Raw genomic sequence first — 5,376 nt, 5'->3', positions numbered from 1 at the left:
GTTTAAAGGAAGTCCGGCGGTGTCCTACTCTCCCACAGGGTCCCCCCTGCAGTACCATCGGCGCTGAGAGGCTTAGCTTCCGGGTTCGGAATGTGACCGGGCGTTTCCCTCTCGCTATGGCCGCCGAAACACTATTGATGTTTCAATCAGTCCACAACTGAAGTGTTGTGGGGTTCTCGACCGTACATCGAGAACCACTCAGTGGACGCAAGCACCTAAAACGGTGTGTTATCAAGTCATCGGCTTATTAGTACCAGTCAGCTGCACGTGTTACCACGCTTCCACATCTGGCCTATCAACCCAGTAGTCTGGCTGGGAGCCTCTCACCATAAATGGTATGGAAGTCTCATCTTGAGGCCGGCTTCCCGCTTAGATGCTTTCAGCGGTTATCCATCCCGAACGTAGCTAATCAGCGGTGCTCCTGGCGGAACAACTGACACACCAGAGGTTCGTCCAACCCGGTCCTCTCGTACTAGGGTCAGATCCTCTCAAACTTCCTACGCGCGCAGCGGATAGGGACCGAACTGTCTCACGACGTTCTAAACCCAGCTCGCGTACCGCTTTAATGGGCGAACAGCCCAACCCTTGGGACCTACTCCAGCCCCAGGATGCGACGAGCCGACATCGAGGTGCCAAACCATGCCGTCGATATGGACTCTTGGGCAAGATCAGCCTGTTATCCCCGAGGTACCTTTTATCCGTTGAGCGACAGCGCTTCCACAAGCCACTGCCGGATCACTAGTCCCGACTTTCGTCCCTGCTCGACCTGTCAGTCTCACAGTCAAGCTCCCTTGTGCACTTACACTCGCCACCTGATTGCCAACCAGGTTGAGGGAACCTTTGGGCGCCTCCGTTACTTTTTGGGAGGCAACCGCCCCAGTTAAACTACCCACCAGGCACTGTTCCTGAACCGGATTACGGTTCGAAGTTAGACATCCAGAGTGACCAGAGTGGTATTTCAACAATGACTCCACATGAACTGGCGTCCATGCTTCATAGTCTCCCACCTATCCTACACAAGCCACACCGAACACCAATACCAAGCTGTAGTAAAGGTCACGGGGTCTTTCCGTCCTGCTGCGCGTAACGAGCATCTTTACTCGTAATGCAATTTCGCCGAGTTCGCGGTTGAGACAGTTGGGAAGTCGTTACGCCATTCGTGCAGGTCGGAACTTACCCGACAAGGAATTTCGCTACCTTAGGATGGTTATAGTTACCACCGCCGTTTACTGGGGCTTAAATTCTCAGCTTCGCCTTACGGCTAACCGGTCCTCTTAACCTTCCAGCACCGGGCAGGCGTCAGTCCGTATACATCGTCTTGCGACTTGGCACGGACCTGTGTTTTTAGTAAACAGTCGCTACCCACTAGTCTCTGCGGCCACCACACCCTTTCGGAGTAAATCCTAATAAGTGGATGGCCCCCCTTCTCCCGAAGTTACGGGGGCATTTTGCCGAGTTCCTTAACCACGATTCTCTCGATCTCCTTGGTATTCTCTACCTGACCACCTGAGTCGGTTTGGGGTACGGGCAGCTAGAACCTCGCGTCGATGCTTTTCTCGGCAGCATAGGATCACCCACTTTTCATCCGCATCGTGTCTCAGCCTGTATGAGTCACGGATTTGCCTATGACTCGGCCTACGCACTTGCACCAGGACAACCATCGCCTGGCTTGGGCTACCTTCCTGCGTCACACCTGTTAATACGCTAACCGCCTCAGCATAGGGTCGCACGCTAGGCCCAGAGCGTCACCCCGAAGGGATCAGTCACTGGGATTCAGATGCTTAGCATTACTGGATTGGTTTGGGCGGTTCTTCGCCGGTACGGGAATATCAACCCGTTGTCCATCGACTACGCCTGTCGGCCTCGCCTTAGGTCCCGACTTACCCAGGGAAGATTAGCTTGACCCTGGAACCCTTGGTCTTTCGGAGGACGTGTTTCTCACACGTCTTTCGCTACTCATGCCTGCATTCTCACTCGTGTAGCCTCCACGGCTGGTTCACACCGCCGCTTCGCTGGCCACACGACGCTCTCCTACCCATCAACACGGCTGGACCACGAAGGCCTACCAATAATGTCAATGCCACAACTTCGGTGGCGTGCTTGAGCCCCGTTACATTGTCGGCGCGGAATCACTTGACCAGTGAGCTATTACGCACTCTTTCAAGGGTGGCTGCTTCTAAGCCAACCTCCTGGTTGTCACAGCAACTCCACATCCTTTCCCACTTAGCACGCGCTTAGGGACCTTAGTTGGTGGTCTGGGTTGTTTCCCTCTCGACTATGAAGCTTATCCCCCACAGTCTCACTGCTGCGCTCTCACTTACCGGCATTCGGAGTTTGGCTGACGTCAGTAACCTTGTAGGGCCCATCGGCCATCCAGTAGCTCTACCTCCGGCAAGAAACACGCAACGCTGCACCTAAATGCATTTCGGAGAGAACCAGCTATCACGAAGTTTGATTGGCCTTTCACCCCTATCCACAGCTCATCCCCTCAGTTTTCAACCTAAGTGGGTTCGGTCCTCCACGACGTCTTACCGTCGCTTCAACCTGGCCATGGATAGATCACTTCGCTTCGGGTCTAGGACATGCGACTGAATCGCCCTATTCAGACTCGCTTTCGCTACGGCTACCCCACACGGGTTAACCTCGCCACATATCGCTAACTCGCAGGCTCATTCTTCAAAAGGCACGCTGTCACCCCTACTAAGGAGGCTCCAACGGTTTGTAAGCAAACGGTTTCAGGTACTATTTCACTCCCCTCCCGGGGTACTTTTCACCTTTCCCTCACGGTACTTGTCCGCTATCGGTCATCTGGGAGTATTTAGGCTTATCAGGTGGTCCTGACAGATTCACACGGGATTTCTCGGGCCCCGTGCTACTTGGGATACTCTTCACGCCAAGAGAAGCATTTCGACTACGGGGTTGGCACCCTCTATGACCCGCCTTTCAATGCGGTTCGTCTATACCTTCTTGTAACGTCGACACTTCGGCAGAAGCATCAGAAAAGTCCCACAACCCCCAACATGCAACGCCTGCCGGCTATCACACACGCTAGGTTTAGCCTGATCCGATTTCGCTCGCCACTACTCACGGAATCGCTGTTGCTTTCTCTTCCTGTGGGTACTGAGATGTTTCACTTCCCCACGTTCCCTCTACCCGCCCTATATATTCAGGCGGGAGTCACTAGGTCAGCACGCTGCCCAGCGGGGTTTCCCCATTCGGACACCCTCGGATCACAGTGTGCTTATCCACTCCCCGAGGCTTATCGCAGATTGCTACGTCCTTCTTCGGCTCCAGATGCCAAGGCATCCACCGTTTGCTCTTAAAGACTTGAAATCACATGAGTTGAATCAAAACTCGACCCAAACAAAGTTTGGATCAGAAATTGACTAATGATCTTTAAGATCATCTTTCACACAACAACCCCCAAAGAGAGGGTGAGAGGGTCATTGCGAAGATGCTCGCGTCCACTGTGTAGTTCTCAAAGTACGGGCGGTACCCACCCCGCAACCAGCATGCGCCAGCCACCAGGATGGACCCAGAAGAAACGTCACCACCAAACGTGGTGCCCGGTCCCTCAGGACCCAACAACGTGCACGCCCCACCCAACTCACCCAAACCGTTCCGACCACCGAAGTGATGTACTAGACCCGAGATCATCAGACAGAGCCTCGTCAAATGTTCCACCCATGAGCTAACCGGCAGAGACATTCGCTCTGATCCGGCGCCTGGAAGACCCGAAGATCTCCAGATGCTCCTTAGAAAGGAGGTGATCCAGCCGCACCTTCCGGTACGGCTACCTTGTTACGACTTAGTCCTAATTACCGATCCCACCTTCGACGGCTCCCTCCACAAGGGTTGGGCCACCGGCTTCAGGTGTTACCGACTTTCATGACTTGACGGGCGGTGTGTACAAGACCCGGGAACGTATTCACCGCAGCGTTGCTGATCTGCGATTACTAGCGACTCCGACTTCATGAGGTCGAGTTGCAGACCTCAATCCGAACTGGGACCGGCTTTTTGGGATTCGCTCCACCTCACGGTATTGCAGCCCTTTGTACCGGCCATTGTAGCATGCGTGAAGCCCAAGACATAAGGGGCATGATGATTTGACGTCATCCCCACCTTCCTCCGAGTTGACCCCGGCAGTATCCCATGAGTTCCCACCATTACGTGCTGGCAACATAGAACGAGGGTTGCGCTCGTTGCGGGACTTAACCCAACATCTCACGACACGAGCTGACGACAACCATGCACCACCTGTTCACGAGTGTCCAAAGAGTTCTACATTTCTGCAGCGTTCTCGTGTATGTCAAGCCTTGGTAAGGTTCTTCGCGTTGCATCGAATTAATCCGCATGCTCCGCCGCTTGTGCGGGTCCCCGTCAATTCCTTTGAGTTTTAGCCTTGCGGCCGTACTCCCCAGGCGGGGAACTTAATGCGTTAGCTGCGTCACGGAATCCGTGGAATGGACCCCACAACTAGTTCCCAACGTTTACGGGGTGGACTACCAGGGTATCTAAGCCTGTTTGCTCCCCACCCTTTCGCTCCTCAGCGTCAGTTACGGCCCAGAGATCTGCCTTCGCCATCGGTGTTCCTCCTGATATCTGCGCATTCCACCGCTACACCAGGAATTCCAATCTCCCCTACCGCACTCTAGTCTGCCCGTACCCACTGCAGGCTGGGGGTTGAGCCCCCAGATTTCACAGCAGACGCGACAAACCGCCTACGAGCTCTTTACGCCCAATAATTCCGGATAACGCTTGCGCCCTACGTATTACCGCGGCTGCTGGCACGTAGTTAGCCGGCGCTTTTTCTGCAAGTACCGTCACTTTCGCTTCTTCCTTGCTAAAAGAGGTTTACAACCCGAAGGCCGTCATCCCTCACGCGGCGTTGCTGCATCAGGCTTCCGCCCATTGTGCAATATTCCCCACTGCTGCCTCCCGTAGGAGTCTGGGCCGTGTCTCAGTCCCAGTGTGGCCGGTCACCCTCTCAGGCCGGCTACCCGTCGACGCCTTGGTGAGCCATTACCTCACCAACAAGCTGATAGGCCGCGAGCCCATCCCAGACCGAAAAATCTTTCCAAACATGACCATGCGATCACGCCTCATATCCAGTATTAGACGCCGTTTCCAGCGCTTATCCCAGAGTCCAGGGCAGGTTGCTCACGTGTTACTCACCCGTTCGCCACTGATCCACAGGGCAAGCCCTGCTTCACCGTTCGACTTGCATGTGTTAAGCACGCCGCCAGCGTTCATCCTGAGCCAGGATCAAACTCTCCGTAAAGAAACAATGCATACCCCCACCGGAATAAGGCAGGAGCAGCGAGTTTGAACTGACCAAAAAGATGTCATTGCTGACAATCCATAACGCCAACCCCC

General features: G+C 54.5%; 3 rRNA genes. All 3 read right to left on the bottom strand.

Annotation, left to right across the window (positions count from 1 at the left end):
- Positions 1–11 precede the first annotated feature (11 nt).
- Positions 12–128 (bottom strand): 5S ribosomal RNA (rrf, locus tag ON062_RS13610).
- A gap of 99 nt (positions 129–227) precedes the next feature.
- Positions 228–3,333: ribosomal RNA gene (locus ON062_RS13605) — 23S ribosomal RNA — on the bottom strand.
- A gap of 426 nt (positions 3,334–3,759) precedes the next feature.
- Positions 3,760–5,281, bottom strand: a 16S ribosomal RNA gene (locus ON062_RS13600).
- The 16S, 23S and 5S rRNA genes sit together here, the layout of an rRNA operon.
- Positions 5,282–5,376: the final 95 nt, after the last annotated feature.

The organism is Microbacterium sp. C7(2022), from assembly GCF_028823665.1.
In the GTDB taxonomy this organism is placed as follows: Bacteria; Actinomycetota; Actinomycetes; order Actinomycetales; family Microbacteriaceae; genus Microbacterium.
Note: the sequence above shows the minus strand (reverse complement) of the source record. Positions and strands in the feature narration are given on the sequence as shown.